This is a genomic window from Actinomadura luzonensis (genome assembly GCF_022664455.2).
Lineage (GTDB): Bacteria > Actinomycetota > Actinomycetes > Streptosporangiales > Streptosporangiaceae > Nonomuraea > Nonomuraea luzonensis.
Genome location: NZ_JAKRKC020000002.1, coordinates 22,393 through 38,008 on the forward strand (window position 1 = coordinate 22,393; position 15,616 = coordinate 38,008).

17 protein-coding genes are annotated in these 15,616 nt (G+C 72.0%); 8 read left to right on the forward strand and 9 right to left on the reverse strand.

The window, feature by feature from the left end; translation table 11 throughout:
• Positions 1 to 2 precede the first annotated feature (2 nt).
• A complete protein-coding gene (locus tag MF672_RS30190; protein ID WP_242370796.1) occupies positions 3 to 1,172 on the forward strand; it encodes an ArsB/NhaD family transporter in 1,170 nt (389 codons plus the stop codon).
• Positions 1,173 to 1,179: 7 nt separating this feature from the next.
• Here the strand turns inward: MF672_RS30190 and MF672_RS30195 are convergent, their stop codons facing one another.
• The 7 genes from MF672_RS30195 to MF672_RS30225 all read right to left on the reverse strand — a co-directional run bounded on the left by MF672_RS30195 (position 1,180) and on the right by MF672_RS30225 (position 7,821).
• Entirely contained in the window at positions 1,180 to 1,422 is a 243-nt protein-coding gene (locus MF672_RS30195; RefSeq protein WP_242370797.1) for a hypothetical protein, read from the reverse strand.
• A 122-nt stretch (positions 1,423 to 1,544) separates the two neighbouring features.
• Entirely contained in the window at positions 1,545 to 2,345 is an 801-nt protein-coding gene (locus MF672_RS30200) for an inositol monophosphatase family protein (RefSeq protein ID WP_242370798.1), read from the reverse strand.
• Between the two features lie 10 nt (positions 2,346 to 2,355).
• Positions 2,356 to 2,970, reverse strand: coding sequence for a hypothetical protein (locus MF672_RS30205; RefSeq protein WP_242370799.1), 615 nt, complete (start codon positions 2,968 to 2,970; stop codon positions 2,356 to 2,358).
• Positions 2,967 to 4,010: a hypothetical protein gene (locus MF672_RS30210; RefSeq protein ID WP_242370800.1), complete on the reverse strand. Its 1,044-nt coding sequence runs from the start codon at positions 4,008 to 4,010 to the stop codon at positions 2,967 to 2,969. The genes MF672_RS30205 and MF672_RS30210 overlap by 4 nt, the downstream gene beginning before the upstream one ends.
• Before the next feature lie 154 nt (positions 4,011 to 4,164).
• Positions 4,165 to 4,938 carry a sporulation protein gene (locus tag MF672_RS30215; RefSeq protein WP_242370801.1) on the reverse strand — a complete coding sequence of 258 codons (774 nt, stop codon included), beginning with the start codon at positions 4,936 to 4,938 and terminating at the stop codon, positions 4,165 to 4,167.
• 16 nt (positions 4,939 to 4,954) lie between these two features.
• A complete protein-coding gene (locus tag MF672_RS30220; RefSeq protein WP_242370802.1) occupies positions 4,955 to 6,184 on the reverse strand; it encodes an SPFH domain-containing protein in 1,230 nt (409 codons plus the stop codon).
• Positions 6,181 to 7,821 carry an SPFH domain-containing protein gene (locus MF672_RS30225; RefSeq protein WP_242370804.1) on the reverse strand — a complete coding sequence of 547 codons (1,641 nt, stop codon included), beginning with the start codon at positions 7,819 to 7,821 and terminating at the stop codon, positions 6,181 to 6,183. Before MF672_RS30225 ends, MF672_RS30220 begins: the two co-directional genes overlap by 4 nt.
• Before the next feature lie 140 nt (positions 7,822 to 7,961).
• On the opposite strand from MF672_RS30225, the gene MF672_RS30230 reads away from it, so the two are divergent.
• The 5 genes from MF672_RS30230 to MF672_RS30250 all read left to right on the forward strand — a co-directional run bounded on the left by MF672_RS30230 (position 7,962) and on the right by MF672_RS30250 (position 12,879).
• A complete protein-coding gene (locus MF672_RS30230; protein WP_242370805.1) occupies positions 7,962 to 8,876 on the forward strand; it encodes an ABC transporter ATP-binding protein in 915 nt (304 codons plus the stop codon).
• The gene (locus MF672_RS30235; RefSeq protein WP_242370807.1) at positions 8,873 to 9,727 is read left to right on the forward strand and encodes an ABC transporter permease; all 855 of its coding nucleotides are present in this window, start codon (positions 8,873 to 8,875) and stop codon (positions 9,725 to 9,727) included. The genes MF672_RS30230 and MF672_RS30235 overlap by 4 nt, the downstream gene beginning before the upstream one ends.
• A 14-nt stretch (positions 9,728 to 9,741) precedes the next feature.
• On the forward strand, positions 9,742 to 9,975 hold the full coding sequence (locus tag MF672_RS30240) for a helix-turn-helix transcriptional regulator (RefSeq protein ID WP_020543761.1): 234 nt from the start codon (positions 9,742 to 9,744) through the stop codon (positions 9,973 to 9,975).
• A gap of 38 nt (positions 9,976 to 10,013) precedes the next feature.
• Positions 10,014 to 12,125: an excinuclease ABC subunit UvrB gene (uvrB, locus tag MF672_RS30245; RefSeq protein ID WP_242370808.1), complete on the forward strand. Its 2,112-nt coding sequence runs from the start codon at positions 10,014 to 10,016 to the stop codon at positions 12,123 to 12,125.
• Between the two features lie 85 nt (positions 12,126 to 12,210).
• Positions 12,211 to 12,879 carry a PepSY domain-containing protein gene (locus MF672_RS30250; protein ID WP_242370809.1) on the forward strand — a complete coding sequence of 223 codons (669 nt, stop codon included), beginning with the start codon at positions 12,211 to 12,213 and terminating at the stop codon, positions 12,877 to 12,879.
• A 122-nt stretch (positions 12,880 to 13,001) separates the two neighbouring features.
• Here the strand turns inward: MF672_RS30250 and MF672_RS30255 are convergent, their stop codons facing one another.
• Positions 13,002 to 13,763, reverse strand: a complete 762-nt coding sequence (locus MF672_RS30255; RefSeq protein WP_242370810.1) for an alpha/beta fold hydrolase — start codon at positions 13,761 to 13,763, stop codon at positions 13,002 to 13,004.
• 58 nt (positions 13,764 to 13,821) lie between these two features.
• Between MF672_RS30255 and MF672_RS30260 the strand changes: the two genes are divergently transcribed.
• Positions 13,822 to 14,391 carry a PadR family transcriptional regulator gene (locus MF672_RS30260; protein WP_242370811.1) on the forward strand — a complete coding sequence of 190 codons (570 nt, stop codon included), beginning with the start codon at positions 13,822 to 13,824 and terminating at the stop codon, positions 14,389 to 14,391.
• Between the two features lie 41 nt (positions 14,392 to 14,432).
• Complete coding sequence (locus MF672_RS30265; protein WP_242370812.1) at positions 14,433 to 14,993, forward strand: hypothetical protein; 561 nt, start codon at positions 14,433 to 14,435, stop codon at positions 14,991 to 14,993.
• On the opposite strand, the gene MF672_RS30270 is transcribed toward MF672_RS30265, so the two are convergent.
• A complete protein-coding gene (locus MF672_RS30270) occupies positions 14,994 to 15,569 on the reverse strand; it encodes a Uma2 family endonuclease (protein WP_242370813.1) in 576 nt (191 codons plus the stop codon).
• Positions 15,570 to 15,616: the final 47 nt, after the last annotated feature.

Here is a 15,616-nt window from a genome sequence, read left to right on the forward strand (position 1 = left end):
CGGTGCTGCGTCTCGGTGTGCTCGACTGGATCAGGATCGGGCTGCTCGTGCTCGGCCTGGTCTTCCTGGTGAGCGGGCTCCTGCCGTGGGAGGCCGCGGCCGAGAGCCTGCGCGAGATCTGGCCGCTGCTGATCTTCCTGGTGGCGATCATCGTGCTGGCCGAGCTGACCAAGGAGGCCCAGGTCTTCGACGCGATCGCGGCGCGGATGGCGGTGCTGGGCCGCGGTAACTACGCGGCGCTGTTCCTGCTCTGCACGGTCTTCGCGGCGCTGGTCACGATCTTCCTGAACCTCGACACCACGGCGGTCCTGCTCACCCCCGTCATGCTCGCCCTGGCGCCGAAGGCCCGCATCGCCCCGCTGCCGCTGGCCATGACCACGATCTGGCTGGCCAACACCGCGAGCCTGCTGCTGCCGGTCTCCAACCTCACCAACCTCCTCGCCATGGGCAAGCTCGGCCTCGACGCGCAGGGGTTCGCGGCCCGCATGTGGGCGCCCCAGATCGTCGCCGTCCTGGTGACGATGGCGTTCCTGTGGGTGTTCTTCTGGCGCCGGGGGGAGCGGCGCGACCTGCGCTACAGCCCGCCGGTGCTGGAGCCGGTCGGCGACCGGGCGCTGTTCGCCGCCGCGTCGGCCGGGTGCCTGCTGTTCATCGCGCTGCTGCTGCTCAAGGCGCACGTCGCGGTGGCCGCGGGGGCCGCGGCGGCGCTCGTCGTGGCGGCGTTCCTGCTGCGCGCCCGCGAGCGGCTGACCTGGCGGCTCTTCCCCTGGCAGCTCGTGGTCTTCGTGACGGGGCTGTTCCTGGTGGTGCCGACGCTCAGCCGGCACGGCCTGTCCGACCTGATGTCGTGGATGATCGGCGCCGAGGGCGATCCCTACCGCACCGCGGCCGTCGGCGCGGGCCTGTCCAACGCGATCAACAACCTGCCCGCCTACAAGGCGGTGGAGATCGTCATCCCGGCCGCCGACCAGGACCGCCTGCTGGCGCTGCTGGCCGGCACCAACGTCGGCCCGGTGGTCACGCCGTGGGCGTCGCTCGCCACGCTGCTGTGGTTCGAGTCGTGCCGCCGCCACGACGTGCAGGTGCCGATGCGCCGCTTCCTGCTCACCGGGGCCGGGCTGGCGGCCGTCGGGCTGGTCGCCACCGTGTGGGCCCTGGAGGCGACGATCTGACCGCGGCTCACGCCGCCGCGAGCTGGTAGGCGTCCGCGACCGCGCCGAGCGCCCAGCGCATGCGGCGCACGTACGTCTCGGGGTGGTCGCCGGCCTCCTGCGCCACCAGGGCCGCGCACAGCGCCGGCTCGCCGCCGCAGGCGCACAGCCGCTCGGTGACGGCCTCCCTGACGGCGTACGGCGACAGGTCGTCGCTGGGCTGCAGAGCGGTCGTGAAGAGCACCTGCGCCAGCTCGGTCGTGGTCATCATGTCGGGCTCCTCTTCCCCGTGTTTCCGTCACCCAATAAGACGACGAACGGCAGCGGAACTCATCGACATTCGACACACTTCTTCCGCGTATTTCTCCGCATTGGGGTCACGGGAGATCGAGGTCAGGGGAGGAGCGCGAGCAGCCCCGGGATGGCCCGCGGGTGCGCCGCGACGAAGCTGCGCCGCTCGGCCGGCGCGTCGATGCACGCCTCGAACGGGCCGCCGTCGAGCGCCCTGATGTCGATGCCCGCCTCCCTCGCCAGCAGCGCGCCCGCCGGCAGGTCGACCGCCTCGGCCCGGTAACCGACGATGCCGTCGATGTCGCCCCTGGCCAGCATCGCCCACGACAGCAGCGGCGCCCAGAGCTGCAGGACCCGGCGGGCGGCCAGCTCGATGGCCTGCTTCAGCGCGTTCACCCGGTCGTCGTCCCTGCGCACGCCGTAGCCCTGCGTCCAGGCCAGCAGCGGGCCGTGCGGGCTCGGCGCGTACGGCGGCGCGAGCCGCGCCCCCGTGGAGGCCCTGGCCCCGCGCCCGCGCAGCGCCGACCACGTCTGCCCGGACACCGGGTCGTGCACGACGCCCAGCACCGGCCGCCCGTCCCGGCACAGCGCCACGCCCACCACGAACGCCGGCAGCCCGATCGCGACGTTGTTGGTGCCGTCGAGCGGGTCGACCAGCCACGTCCACTCGCCGCCCGCCGCGCCCACCAGCCCCGACTCCTCGGCGATCACGCTGTGCGAGGGGAAGGCCGTCAGGATGCGCTCCAGCAGCAGCTTCTCCGAGGCCAGGTCCAGATCGGTGACCACGTCGCCGGCCGCGCCCTTGGCCCGGACCCCGACCGCGCCCCGCGTGCCCTCCCTGAGCAGCGCCCCGGCGGCCTCGGCGGCCTCGACGGCGACCGTGCGAGCGTGGTCAAGGTCCATCGGGTACCCCTCAGGTCAGGTGCGCGGTGATCAGGCGGACGGCGAGCGCGGTCTCGCCGGGGCCGAGCGGCTGCCTGGAGACGCGGTGCGGCCCGGCGTCGAGCGGCCCGAGCGACAGGTCGTGGCTGCCCGGCCGGCCCCGGCCGAGCGCGATCGTGGCGGCCTCGCCGCCCTCGGGCACCACGCTGCTGTGGAACCGGCCGGCCGCGAGGGTGTAGGTGTCGCCGGCGCCGAAGACCTCCACCAGGCCGGTGGCGTGCCGCACGGTGCGGCCGGTGGGCGAGATGCGGTCGCCCCCGGCGTCGCTGAGCACCTCGAACACCCGGTGGGTGGCCTCCGCCGCGGCGTCGGCGACCAGCACGTGCACGTTGCGCACCTGGCCGTACAGGACGTGGCTGACGAGGTCCCAGCTGTGGCAGTGGATCTGCGACGTGGTGCTCTCGGCGTGCGCGAGCGAGTCGGACCACAGGTGGACGCAGACGCCCTCGCCGCCCTCGCGCTCCAGCGGCAGGCAGACGAAGCCCAGCGGGTGGCGCACCGCGCTCACCGGCCCGCTCAGCGCCTCCAGGGCCCACTCCCTGGCCCGCCCCGCCAGCACCCTGCGGTGGACGTCGCGGTAGCTCATGAGTACGGGTCCACGGCGCGCAGGGCCTTGCGGGCGATGTCCACCACGTCGCGGCCGTCGTAGGACTTGGGCAGGGCCATCCCGATCTGCTCGAACAACTCCTGCACCTCCTCGATCGTCGGCTCGTCGCTGAGCGGCGCCTTCTTGTACATCTCCAGCGGCACCCGGCGCGCCTGCTCGAAGCTGAGCCGCAGCTCGGTGTCGCAGTTCTCGTAGTAGAAGGTGCCCGCCAGCGCCGTCATCGCCATGTTCGGGTCCTCGACCGTCATGATCAGGCGGGTGCTGGACAGGTCCCAGCGGAAGGTCGTCATCGTGCGCGACAGGCCCACGGCGATGTCGAGCAGGCCGTAGCGCTGGCGGTGCCAGAACGCGGCCAGGATCGTCGCGTACGACTCCTTCCTGACCCGGTCGGTCGTCCACGTCTCGCCGGTGGCGTCGGGCGAGTCGGCCAGCGAGCGGCGGTAGTGGGCGTAGGCCTCGCACACCTCGGCGTCGGTGGGGTCGATCACCTCGACCCGCACGGTGAGGTGGCGCTTGTCGCGGCGCGCCGCGGCCACGCACGCCGGCAGCGTGACGGCCCGCAGGTAGGTGCCGGTGCCGCCCTTGAAGCTCCAGCGGGCGGTGTCCTTGCGGGCCTCGGCGTGCGACTGCGCGATCTCCTGCCGGCTGGCCAGCACCCGGACGAGCTGCAGGGAGTCGAGGGCGCGGCGGGTGCTGTGGGCCAGGGTCTCGATCTGCTCCATGCGGGCCAGGCGCACCGGCAGCTCGGCGAGCGCGCCCGAGGTGATCGTCCGCTCGACCGGGGCCTGGCGCAGCCGGTCGCGCAGCAGCGCGGTGGCCACCAGCGCGAGGATGACCAGCGTCGCGGCGCTGACGAGCTGGTCCTGGATCTCCTGGCCGCGCGGGCGCGGCCCGAAGACGTCGTCGGGCATGATGCCGAGCACGCCCACGACGATGGCCAGGACGAGCGCGATGGCGCCGTCGGCGTTGCGCGCCGCCCACGGGGCGGCCCGCTTCATCGCCCCCACGAACCGTGCCATCGCTCGCCCCGCCGTCCGACGATCAGTCAGTACCCGAGGTCATGGTAACGACCCGGCCAGGCGACCACCAGAGAACGATCACCTGGCGAAAGATGCCGGAACCTTCGCCCCGGGCGGCATCCCGCCCGGGGCGTCCGGGGTGCGTCCGGGGCGGTCAGAACCAGCCGCGGTGGCGGGCCATCTGCTCCAGGCCGTGCTGCAGCGCCTGCTCGGCGGCCTGCGGCGGGCCGTCGTAGTGGACGGTGAAGCGGTTGTAGGCGTCGTGGCTGGAGGTCAGGAAGCCGCCGCGCTTGTCGGCCTCCAGGATGACGTCCATCTGCCGCGGCCCGGCGATGAACGTCAGCTCCAGCTCGTTGAAGTGGCGTCGCCACTGCCCGCCGGCGTAGTACTCGATCTCCTGGAAGAACGGCATCGTGGAGCCGTACAGCGTGCCGCGCTCCAGGTCGGCCTTCTTGAAGTGGAAGCCCATCCGGTCGAGCGCGGCGATGACGTACTCCTGCGCCGGCAGCGGGCTGACGAACAGCGGGTCGAGGTCGCCCTTGTCGAGCGCGCCGGCGAGGGCCAGCTCCGTCTGCACGCCCAGCTTCATCCCGTGCAGCGGGTGGCCGCCGATCGCGCTGATCGGGGTCTCCCACGGCATCGCGATCTCGAACGGCTGCTGGTGCTGCGCCCCGGCGGCGAGCTGGAACGTGCCCGCCACCTGCTGGCGCAGGAAGCTGTAGGTGGTCTTGTACTCGTTGTCGCCGGACTCCACCTCGACCACGGCGGTCAGGTCGATGTAGATGCCCTCGACCTTGTAGTCCGAGTTGCCGCCGCGGAAGTTCACGACGCCGCGCAGGATCTCGCCGGGCCGGACGCCCGTGTTCGTCAACACCGTGTCGACCTCGACGCCCGCGCCGAACGCGGCCATCAGCTTGCGGAACACCATGGGGTTCTTCTCCTGGTTACTGAGCGGTAGGGGTGTGGCCGTTCTGACCCGAGAGGCGGGGGAGCAACTGGGCCAGCAGGAGGGTGGACAGCGCGGAGTCGCCCTGGCCCTGCTGCGTCCGCACGACCAGCGGCTGGGGGGCGTTCTCCGCGAGCCGAGCGCCCACGTCGAGGCGCCTGCGGGCCAGCTCGTACTGCAGCACGGCCCGGTTGTCACGATAGGACTCGGCCAGCCGGCGCAGCGCCTTGGCCTCGTTCTCGGCGGCGGTCAGCTCGGCCCTGCCGCGCGCCTCGATCTCCCACGTCACGCGCTGGGCCTCGGTCTCCTGCTCCTCCAGCATGCGCGCCACGTCCTTGCGCGCCTTGTTGTGGGCGGCCTTGACCTCGACCACGCGGGCGTCGCGGGTCTTCTTCGAGCGTTCGATCTCCATGAGCAGCGTGTCGATGCGGCGCTTGCGGGTCAGCTCCCACTCGCGCTCGTACGCCGACAGCTCCTTGGCCACCTTCTCCCGGGTGGCCAGGTGCTGCTGGTACTGGTCGGGGAGCTGGACGTCGGGGATGTTGGCGCCGGTGATGCGCACGCCGTAGCGGCCGAGCTGCCGGTTGAGCGCGTCCTGCATGTCGCCGACGTCGGAGCCGCGCAGGTCGTAGGCCCGCTCGGTGTTGACCCGGCGGCTGCGCTGGCGGATCGCGTCCTGGACGGCGCTGGACAGCACCAGGTCGAAGTTGCCCGCGCCGATCGTGCGGTGGAAGGCCACCGGGTCCACGATCCGGAACTTCAGGAAGAACTCGATCGACTTCAGCGGCACGTTCTCGGCGGTGGGGCAGGCCACGATGGGCGCCGAGTACGGGATCTCGGTGGAGGTGTCCACGACGGCGTCCACGCGGTCCCACGGCAGCCACAGGTAGTGGCGGCCCGGCGGGAGCGTGCCGGTGATGGCGCCCCAGCGGCTGCGCACGCCGGTGGTGCCCTCCTCGATCTCGATGATCGCCTTGCGCCACATCGTGACCAGCGCCAGCAGCAGGAGCACCAGCGCCGCGAGCGCGGCGAGGATCGTCAGGTCGGTCAGCGCGGCCATGCCGGCGAAGTAGACCGCCAGGAAGACCAGCGTCATCCAGGCGAAGCCCCGCCGGTCCTTCGGGATGACGACGGGCACGAGCTGGCCCTGCTCGCCGCCGCGCAGGAGCTGGCGGATCTCGCTCCAGGACGCCAGCGACTCCTTGATCTTGGAGAACTCGCGGCTCATCGGGCCTCCTCCTTGCCGGGCAGCAGGCGTTCCACCGTGCGCTCCAGGTCCTGGTCGGGCTCGGGCGGCTCGGGCGCCCCGGCGACGTCGGCGGCCGCCTTCTTCAGCAGCGCCGCGATCTCGTCCTCGCGGTCGCGGACGCGGGCGCCGATCTCGGCGAGGCGGGCCCGGATGGCGGCCATGTCCTCGGCGGAGAAGAGCTGCGCGCCCTTGCCGCCCACGAGCTGCTGGGCGAGGGCCAGGAAGTCGATGTCGCTCTGCTCGCCGACCTGCACCACCTGCGGCAGGCGGGTGGCGACGGACTCCAGCTTGGCGAGCAGGTCCTGCTGGAAGCGGTAGTCGAGGATCTCGGGCGCCTCGGCGGCCGACAGCGCCCTGATGTCCAGCGCCTGGGCCTCCAGCAGGGCGGCGTTGGCGTTGGCGGTGGACTCGGCCTCGACCAGGCGCTGCCTGGCCTGCGCCTTGGCCTGGTGGGTGGCGCGCTCCAGCGCCGTGTCCATGCGGGCCTGGTAGCCGGCGATCTCGGCCTGGATGGCGCTCAGCGTCTCCTGGAGGCCGGCCAGCTCCTTGATCAGGTCGCCCTCGTTCTGCTCCTTGCGGAGCTGGAGCTCGTACTCGTAGGTGTAGGCCTCCTTGGCGACGCGGACCATCTCGGGCGCGGCCAGGTCCATGCGGTACTCCTGGCTGGACGGCTCGGCGTGCGTGATGTTGACGTCGGTGAGCCGGACCGCCGGGAGGAACTGCTGGTTCAGGCTCTCCAACATGCCGAGCGTGCTCTCGCCCACCAGGTCGTAGATCTCCTCGGCGCGCTGGGCGTAGATGAGGGAGCGGGTGACCTCGCTGATGGCGTTCTGCAGCTTGGACTGGAAGCCGCTGACCGAGCCGAGCACGAAGATGAACTCCGCCGGGTTCTCGATCCTGAACTGCAGGAACAGGTCCACGCTGGCCTTGACGCCCTGCTGGGTCGGCGCCTCGCGGATGGGGGCGTTGAACGGGTACTCGCGGGTGGTGTTGACGATGTAGCTGACCCGCTTCCACGGATTGAACAGCGTCACCCGGCCCGGGTCGGCGATGTGCACCAGCTTGCCGAACTTGGTGATGAGCGCCTTGCAGCCCTCCGGCACCATCACCACGCTGCGCCGCCACCACAGGAACCCGGCCGCGAGGACCAGCGTCACCCAGTAGTGCGGCCCGAAGAACAGGTCGGTGTTCGGGATGACGTTGCCGAGCGCGCCGATGAGGCCGAGCACCACCAGGACGCCCAGCGGCACCACCACCTTCGCGGTGCTGCCCTTCGGGATCACCACCGGCGAGATGACGTGCATGCCGTTCTCGGCGAAGCTGCGGTTGACGATCTCGCCGGCCTCGTTCAGCGAGGCCGAGCGGGCCTCGATGAGCGTGCCGACGGAGGCGCCGCCGTCGCGCGCGGCGGCGAAGTCGTGCGGGTTCAGCGTGAACCCGGGCGCCTGGCCCTGGCCCCCGAGCTGGCCCCCGAACTGGCCCCCGAGCTGGCCGCCCACCTGCCCGGCGAACTGGCCCGCCGCCTGCCCGACCGCCCCGCGTACGTCACCCCCTTGGGCCACCGCCTGGGCTATGCCCTGACCTGCCTGGATCAGTGCCTCTCTGGGTCGTGACATCGAACCTCTCTTTTCCGCTACCGGCGAATCAGACCGTATCGGGTGCCACTTACTAAACGCTTGCAAAACGTCGCCGCAGATGTGTTGTGGTCTGTAGTAGGTGTGCTATTTATGTAGTAGTCCTACTACTTGGAGGGTCGATGGGGGCGTTAAGGGAGCTCACGTTCCGCCCTGGCGAGGTGGACACGGGGGCCGCGATCGAGGTGCGCGGGCTGCGGATGACGTACGGGACGAAGGAGGTCCTGCGCGGCGTCGACCTCACCGTCCGGCCGGGCGAGGTCGTCGTCCTGCTCGGCCCCAACGGCGCGGGCAAGACCACGACGATCGAGATCCTGGAGGGCTTCCGCGCGCCCTCCGCCGGGCACGTCCGGGTGCTCGGCGCCGAGCCGGTCCGCGGCGACGAGCGCTGGCGGGCCCGGCTCGGCGTGGTGCTGCAGTCGTGGCGCGACCACGGGCGCTGGCCGGTGCGCCGGCTCCTCGCGCACCTGGCCCGCTACTACGAGCCGTACGCCGACCCGGCGCGGCCGCCCTTCGACCCCGACGAGCTGATCGCCGCGGTCGGCCTGGCCGAGCAGGCCGGCCAGCGCGTCAGCCGGCTCTCCGGCGGCCAGCGGCGCCGCCTCGACGTCGCCATCGGCATCGTCGGCCGGCCCGAGGTGCTCTTCCTCGACGAGCCCACCGCCGGCTTCGACCCCAAGGCGCGGCGCGACTTCCACGACCTGGTCCACCGGCTGTCCGACCTCGACGACACCACGATCCTGCTCACCACGCACGACCTCGACGAGGCGGAGAAGCTGGCCGACCGCATCCTCATCCTGGCCGGCGGCCGCATCGTCGCCGACGGCAGCCCCGACCGGCTCACCCGCGCGTTCTCCCGCGAGGCCCAGGTGCGCTGGAGCCGCGACGGCGAGCACTTCGTCCACGCCACCGACGACGCCACCGGCTTCGTGCGCGAGCTGTTCGCGCAGCACGGCACGGCCGTCGGCGACCTGGAGGTGCGCCGCGCCGGCCTGGAGGACGCCTACATGGCCATCGTGCAGCGGGAGGAGTCGTGAACCCCGTCGCGCACGCGGTCCGGCTGGGCGCCGCCCGCGGCTGGATCGAGTTCAAGCAGCACATCGGCAACCCGCAGGAGCTGTGGTTCGACGTCGTCACCACAGCGGCCGTCGTCGTGGTGATCTTCCTCCAGCGCGGCTCCGTCGTGCCCGGCACCACGTTCTCGCTGGCCGCGGCCACGCTGCCGAGCGTGATCGGCATGTCCGTGGCCCTGCACGGCGTCACCGGCGGGGTCGCGGCGCTCGCCGTCGAGCGCGAGGACGGCACCCTGCTGCGGGTCAAGGCCCTGCCGCAGGGCATGGTCGGCTACCTTGTGGCCCGGGTCGTGTCGGTGTCGGCCAACACCGCCGCCGGCGTCCTCGTCATGCTCGTCGCGGGGCTCCTCCTCGTGCCGGGGCTGACCTCGGCCGGGCCGGGCGGATGGCTCGCCGTCGCCTGGACGACCCTGCTCGGGCTGCTGTTCGCGCTGCCGCTCGGCGCGATCGTCGGCTCGCTGGCCACCAGCCCCCAGACCGCCGCCGGGCTGTCCATGCTCACCGTCGGCGGGCTCACCGCCGTCTCCGGCGTCTTCTACCCGATCGCGGCGCTGCCCGCCTGGCTGCAGGGGCTCGCGCAGGTCTTCCCCGTCTACTGGCTCGGCCTCGGCATGCGCTCCGCGCTGCTGCCGGACGCGGCCGCCGCCGCCGAGATCGGCGGCTCCTGGCGCCCCGCGCAGACCACGCTCGTGCTCGCCGCCTGGGCCGTGGCCGCGCTGCTCGCCGCCCCGCCGATCCTGCGCCGCATGGCCAGGCGCGAGTCGGGGTCGATGATGGAGGAGCGCCGCCACCGCGCGATGCAGCGGGTCGGCTGAGAAGATACGCGGTGATGAGCGAGACCGTCTACAACCGCATCGCCCTGCTGCGCGCCGAGCGGAACGTGACCAGGAGGCAGCTCGCCGACGCGCTCGGCGTGCACTACCAGACCGTCGGCTACCTGGAGCGCGGCGAGTACAGCCCCAGCCTCTACCTGGCCCTGAGGATCGCCGGGTACTTCGAGGTGCCGGTGGAGGTGGTGTTCTCGACCACGCCCTTCCCGCGCATCGGCGAGCGCTCCGCCTGACGTCCGTTTCTGTCGGTCGCGCCGCCTACAGTGGCAGCATGCGTCCGGTCACAGATTTGCAGCGGAAGGTGGCGCCCTTCGAGGTCGTCACCGAGATGACTCCCTCCGGCGACCAGCCGACGGCCATCGCCGAGCTGGAGCGCCGCGTCAAGGCCGGGGAGAAGGACAGCGTCCTGCTCGGCGCCACCGGCACCGGCAAGACCGCCACGATCGCCTGGCTGATCGAGCGGCTGCAGCGGCCCACGCTGGTCATGCAGCCCAACAAGACGCTCGCCGCGCAGTTCGCCAACGAGCTGCGCGAGATGCTGCCCAACAACGCCGTCGAGTACTTCGTCTCCTACTACGACTACTACCAGCCCGAGGCGTACGTCCCGCAGAGCGACACCTACATCGAGAAGGACTCCTCGATCAACGACGAGGTCGAGCGGCTGCGCCACTCGGCCACCAACTCGCTGCTCACCCGGCGCGACACCATCGTGGTCGCCTCGGTCTCGTGCATCTACGGCCTCGGCACCCCGCAGGAGTACGTCGACCGCATGGCCCGGCTGCGCGTCGGCATGGACGTCGACCGCGACCAGCTCCTGCGCCGCCTGGTCGACATGCAGTACACGCGCAACGACCTCGCCTTCACCCGCGGCACCTTCCGGGTGCGCGGCGACACCATCGAGATCATCCCGAAGTACGAGGAGCTCGCCGTCCGCATCGAGATGTTCGGCGACGAGATCGAGAAGCTGTCCACGATGCACCCGCTGACCGGCGAGGTCATCACCGAGGACGACGAGCTCTACATCTTCCCCGCCTCCCACTACGTCGCCGGCGAGCAGCGCATGGCCGCCGCCGTCGCGGGCATCGAGGCGGAGCTGGCCGAGCGGCTGTCGGAGCTGGAGCGGCAGGGCAAGCTGCTGGAGGCGCAGCGGCTGCGGATGCGCACGACGTACGACATCGAGATGATGCGCCAGATCGGCACCTGCTCCGGCATCGAGAACTACTCGCGCCACATGGACGGCCGCGCCCCCGGCAGCGCCCCCAACACCCTGCTCGACTACTTCCCCGAAGACTTCCTGCTGGTCCTCGACGAGTCCCACCAGACCGTGCCGCAGATCGGCGCCATGTACGAGGGCGACGCCTCGCGCAAGCGCACCCTGGTCGACCACGGCTTCCGGCTGCCGTCGGCGCTCGACAACCGGCCGCTGAAGTGGGAGGAGTTCCTGGAGCGCATCGGGCAGACGGTCTACCTGTCGGCCACGCCGGGGCCGTACGAGCTGGGGCGGGTCAAGGGCGACGTCGTCGAGCAGGTCATCCGCCCGACCGGCCTGGTCGACCCCGAGATCGTCGTCAAGCCCACCAAGGGGCAGATCGACGACCTGGTCCACGAGATCCGCGAGCGGGCCGAGCGCGACGAGCGCACCCTCGTCACCACGCTCACCAAGAAGATGGCCGAAGACCTCACCGACTACCTCCTGGAGCTCGGCATCCGGGTCCGCTACCTGCACAGCGAGGTCGACACGCTGCGCCGCATCGAGCTGCTGCGCGAGCTGCGCAGCGGCGAGTTCGACGTGCTCGTCGGCATCAACCTGCTGCGCGAGGGCCTCGACCTGCCCGAGGTGTCGCTGGTGGCCATCCTCGACGCCGACAAGGAGGGCTTCCTGCGCTCCGAGACGTCCCTCATCCAGACGATCGGCCGGGCCGCCCGTAACGTGTCCGGACAGGTCCATATGTACGCCGACAAGGTCACCCCGTCCATGGAGCGGGCGATCGACGAGACCAACCGGCGCCGCGCCAAGCAGATCGCCTACAACGAGGCCAACGGCATCGACCCGCAGCCGCTGCGCAAGAAGATCGCCGACATCCTCGACTCGCTGCAGCGCGAGGACGCCGACACCGACAAGCTCCTCGGCGGGGGCGGCCGGCAGCAGTCGCGCGGCAAGGCCCCGGTGCCCGGCTTCGCCGCCAGAGCCGCCGGCCAGCACGCCAAGGCGATCGCCGGCGAGATGCCGCGGGCCCAGATGGAGTCGCTCATCGAGTCGCTGACCGAGCAGATGCACCAGGCGGCGGCCGACCTGCAGTTCGAGGTGGCGGCCCGGCTGCGCGACGAGATCAAGGAGCTCAAGCGGGAGCTCCGCGACATGCGCGAGGCCGGCGTCCACTGACCCCCGTCCACCGCCCCGCCCACGAGCCTGCGGCGGGGCGGCTGCCTGCGGGAATGGAGCCTTCCGGCGCGGGCAGCGGAACGGCATGAACAAGACGCTCACGGGGGTCCTGGCCGGTGCCGCGATGCTGGCCGGTGGTTGCGGCGGGCACGCGGCGCACGAGGCGCACGAGGCGCACGAGGCGCACGGCATGGAACGGCTGGCCGCCCAGCCACCGTCCCCGACGGGAGGCGTCCCTTCGGGGGCTCCCGCCGGCACGTCTCCCGGCACGTCCTCCCCCTCGCCAGGCGTGGGGGCGGGCGACCTGAAGCGGGCCGCCCAGGCCGCGCTCGCCGCCGTGCCCGGCTCCACCCTGGTCTCGATCGAGCTGGAGGAGAACGGCACCCGCTGGGAGGCTCACGTCATCGACCGCGACGGCACCGAGCACCAGATGGACATCTCAGGCAGCAAGATCGTCGCCGGCCCCAGCCTGGAGGACGACGACGCCGAGGACAAGGCCGAGCACCGCAAACTGGCCGACGCGGTGAAGGTCGACTACGCACAGGCACTCGACAAGGTCGCCGCCACCGTCCCGGAGGGCCGCATCACCGAGCTCAACCTGGACACCGAGCACGGCAAGCCCGTCTGGGAGGCCGACGTGGTCGTCCCGAACGGCACCAAGCACGAGGTCGCCGTCGACGCCGTCACCGGCGCCGCGACCACGACCAGCGCCACGAGCGCGGCCTCCAGCCCGAGCCCGGCCACGCCGAGCTGAGCTCGCTTTCGCCGTCGAGAGCTGCCGCCCGCCCCGGGCGGGCAGCGGGCCTCCGGCACCACCGCGCCGGCTGGGCTCGGGCCGCTGCGTCGCGGAGGGGCGTCGCCGGCCGGCGGGTGTGCTCAGGGGAGGAACTCGGCGAGGGTGTGGGCGAAGGCGTCCGGGTTGTCGAGCATGATGTTGTGTCCCGATTCCGGGATGGCCAGGGTCCGGACGCCCGCCGCCCGCAGCCCCTCGAGGTCGCGCGGCGGGTCACCGTCCGGGTACAGGAACGTCCGGGGGACGGGCAGTGACGTGAGCAGGTCGCGCATGGTGGGGTCGGTGCCCCGCGCCAGGCTGACGGCGGTGCGGTGCAGGCCGCGCAGGTCGGCCAGGCGCATGGTGGACCACCAGTGCGGCCCCACGCGGTCGCGCACCTCCTTCCAACCGGACGTGACGAACTCCTCCTCGCCGTAGCTCGCGATGCCGCTGCCGCCCGGCGGCACCGGGAGCGGGGGATAGGGGTCGAGGTTGGCGTCCACGAGGACGAGGCCGGCGACGAGCCCCGGATGGCGGGCGGCCAGGACGATCGCCACGGCCCCGCCCATGCTGTGGGCGATGAGCGACGCCCCGGAGACGCCCGCCTTGCCCAGGGCCTCGGCGAGGGCGTCGGCGTGCGCCTCCAGCGTGTACGGGAACTCGAGCGGCCGGTCGCTGATGCCGAAGCCGAGCAGGTCGATCAGGAGGGAGCGGCGGCGCGCCAGCAGCGGGTGGGCGGCGACCTCCGCGTAGTAGGGGGCCGAGGTGGCCCCGAGGCCGTGGACGTAGACCCGGACCGGGTCCGGCCCGGGCAGCTCGACCCAGCGCATGCGGGCACCGCTGGGGTGGACGATGGCATCGTGCATGACGGTCTCCTCATGTATCGGGGCCAATATACATCGGCTCCGAGGTATGATCGTCGTCATGTTGGAGCTGGCGATACTCGGGTTCCTCAGGGACCAGCCGCTGCACGGCTACGAGCTGCGTAAACGGGTGGCGGCCCTGACGGGACACGTCCGCCCGGTGGCCGACGGCACGCTCTACCCGGCGATCAAGCGCATGGCGGCGGCCGGCTGGGTGACCAGGAAGGACGAGCCGGGCGCCGCCGCCGCGCCCCGCCGCGTCCTCTACCTGACCGAGGACGGGCGGCAGGAGCTGGAGCGGCGGCTGCGCGAGCCGGCCGAGCTGGACCTCAGCGACGAGAACCGGTGGTTCACGCTGCTGGCCTTCCTGCGGCACCTGGACGACCCGTGCGCGCAGGCCGCCGTGCTGCGGAGACGGCTGGCGTTCCTGGAGGAGCCGACCAGCTTCTTCTACGACGGCGAGCGGCCGATGGCGGCCGAGGAGTTCGCGGACCCGTTCCGGCAGGGCCTGCTCGTCATCGCGCACGCCACGAGCCAGGCCGAGCTGGCCTGGCTCCGCGACACGATCGCTGAGCTGGAGCGCCGGCCCGCGCGCCAGACGGGCGGGCGGGGGCTTCACGAGGGCGGATAACCGGGTGCGGCGGGCGCGGGCGGGCTTGTAGCGTGCCGCCCATGCGGCGATGCGGGGCGTGCGAGCACTGGGAGCCCGCCGGGGCGCCCGCCTGCGAGCGGTGCGCCGGCCTGGTGGACGCGATCGTCGAGGAGGGTTGGCGGGCCTACCTGGAGCGCGAGTTCGGCACGCCGGCGCCGCCCGACGAGCGGCTGATCGCCGAGATGGTCGCGGAGGAGCCCGACAAGCACCCGTGGCGGGTCGTGGACGCCGCCTACGACCGGCTCACCTGCCCCGAGTGCGGCGGACGGCTGAGCCGGGGCCCGGCCACCTGCGCCTCCTGCAACCTGGCGGACGGCTTCCGCTACTCCGCCGTCGAGATCGACCGGCCGGGCGTGCCGCCGGGCAACGAGCACGCCCTGCGGGTCAACGTCGCGGTCACGCGCCGGCCGGACGGCGTGTCGGCCCCGGAGGTCCTGCTGCGCCGCCTGTCCCTGCCGGTGCTGCTGGACGGCCTGCTGCCGACCAGGGCTCAGGCCCAGGCCACCAAGGCGGCGGCCAACGACGGCGCGTCGGAGGCCGAGCTGGCGGCGCTGGTGTACGGCGCGTGGGGGCGCGGCTGACTAGTCGGCGGCCTTGCTCAGGTCGAGGTCGATGTCGACGGGGAAGCCTATGTCGATCTGCAGGCGCCTCCGGTGGATGCCGGTCGGGACATAGGCCTTCACTGCGGGTTCGAGCTCGAACGTGTAGACGACGGGCAGTGCGTGCTCCTGCTCGATGCGCCAGAAGTGCTTGATACCCGCATCGGAGTACTTGATGGGCTTGGTGGTCCTGTCGCGCTCTCTGGACTCGTCGGATACGACTTCGACGACCAGGTGGACGTCCTCGGGCTTGAACGAGGTGACCTGAGTGGTGAAGGCCGCTCTCTTCACCACGAGGATGTCCGGCTCGGGGCGTTGGCGGAGCCCGAGCGTAACGGTCATCTCGCGGACCGTCATGAACTCCTGCGGCGGGCGGAGGGACCGCTCGAACAGCCGTAGTGCCAGCATGTGGAAGCCCGTCTGGGGCGACATCATGATGAGTGACCCATCGATCAGCTCGACGTGCGAGGGCGCGCCGGGGGGAAGGTGATCGAGCATGTCGGCGGTCCAGCCGCCGGGTGGGCCGGGGTAGAACCATTCGGGCAGGGCTGTGGTCATCTCCGCCTCCTCCTGATTCTCGCGCGGCGTATTCATGATGTCACAGT

Coding starts and splice junctions, on each gene's coding strand:
- MF672_RS30250 (WP_242370809.1), top strand. CDS start 12,211: ATGAACAAGACGCTCACGGGGGTCCTGGCCGGTGCCGCGATGCTGGCC.
- MF672_RS30195 (WP_242370797.1), bottom strand. CDS start 1,422: ATGATGACCACGACCGAGCTGGCGCAGGTGCTCTTCACGACCGCTCTG.
- MF672_RS30205 (WP_242370799.1), bottom strand. CDS start 2,970: ATGAGCTACCGCGACGTCCACCGCAGGGTGCTGGCGGGGCGGGCCAGG.
- MF672_RS30260 (WP_242370811.1), top strand. CDS start 13,822: ATGTTGGAGCTGGCGATACTCGGGTTCCTCAGGGACCAGCCGCTGCAC.
- MF672_RS30225 (WP_242370804.1), bottom strand. CDS start 7,821: ATGTCACGACCCAGAGAGGCACTGATCCAGGCAGGTCAGGGCATAGCC.
- uvrB (WP_242370808.1), top strand. CDS start 10,014: ATGCGTCCGGTCACAGATTTGCAGCGGAAGGTGGCGCCCTTCGAGGTC.
- MF672_RS30230 (WP_242370805.1), top strand. CDS start 7,962: ATGGGGGCGTTAAGGGAGCTCACGTTCCGCCCTGGCGAGGTGGACACG.
- MF672_RS30215 (WP_242370801.1), bottom strand. CDS start 4,938: ATGGTGTTCCGCAAGCTGATGGCCGCGTTCGGCGCGGGCGTCGAGGTC.
- MF672_RS30200 (WP_242370798.1), bottom strand. CDS start 2,345: ATGGACCTTGACCACGCTCGCACGGTCGCCGTCGAGGCCGCCGAGGCC.
- MF672_RS30255 (WP_242370810.1), bottom strand. CDS start 13,763: ATGCACGATGCCATCGTCCACCCCAGCGGTGCCCGCATGCGCTGGGTC.
- MF672_RS30265 (WP_242370812.1), top strand. CDS start 14,433: ATGCGGCGATGCGGGGCGTGCGAGCACTGGGAGCCCGCCGGGGCGCCC.
- MF672_RS30210 (WP_242370800.1), bottom strand. CDS start 4,010: ATGGCACGGTTCGTGGGGGCGATGAAGCGGGCCGCCCCGTGGGCGGCG.
- MF672_RS30270 (WP_242370813.1), bottom strand. CDS start 15,569: ATGACCACAGCCCTGCCCGAATGGTTCTACCCCGGCCCACCCGGCGGC.
- MF672_RS30220 (WP_242370802.1), bottom strand. CDS start 6,184: ATGAGCCGCGAGTTCTCCAAGATCAAGGAGTCGCTGGCGTCCTGGAGC.
- MF672_RS30240 (WP_020543761.1), top strand. CDS start 9,742: ATGAGCGAGACCGTCTACAACCGCATCGCCCTGCTGCGCGCCGAGCGG.